Origin of the sequence: Bifidobacterium pullorum subsp. saeculare (assembly GCF_016899725.1) — a bacterium.
Classification (GTDB): Bacteria; Actinomycetota; Actinomycetes; order Actinomycetales; family Bifidobacteriaceae; genus Bifidobacterium; species Bifidobacterium pullorum_C.
This window is the reverse complement of the sequence record NZ_JACLYU010000221.1, coordinates 1-451: the sequence shown is the minus strand read 5'-3', so window position 1 is coordinate 451 and position 451 is coordinate 1. Positions and strand designations below refer to the sequence as shown.

Here is a 451-nt window from a genome sequence, read left to right as displayed (position 1 = left end):
GCATAATGATGCGCAGGTCATAGCGTTCGGCTATGGGACGGTATTCTTCCATGTCGTCTTTGAAGGGAAGGTCGGGGATAATCATTCCGTCTATGCCGCATGCCTGGCAGCTTTGGCAAAAGTTCTCGAATCCGTATTGCATGATGGGGTTGAGGTAGCCCATCAGGATGAGGGGGATGCGTACGTTGCGGCGGATGCCTTCCAATTGGGCGAAAAGGCGGCGTAGGGTCATTCCGCCACGCAGGGCACGGGTGGCGGCGTCTTGGATGACGGGTCCGTCTGCCATCGGGTCGCTGAAAGGGATGCCGATTTCTATCATATCCACACCTTGTGCTTCGAGGGTGCGGATGACATCGGCGGTGTTGTCGGGTGTGGGACATCCTGCACAGAAATAGATGGAGAGGATGTCGTGTTTCTTTTGTTCGAATAGTTGGTTGATACGGTTCATGGT

1 protein-coding gene is annotated in these 451 nt (G+C 54.5%); it reads right to left on the bottom strand.

Features of this window, described 5'->3' with window-relative positions:
* Positions 1–451, bottom strand: a 451-nt coding sequence (trpA, locus tag H7U32_RS10270; protein ID WP_204469923.1) for a tryptophan synthase subunit alpha, incomplete at both ends; no start/stop codon positions are given.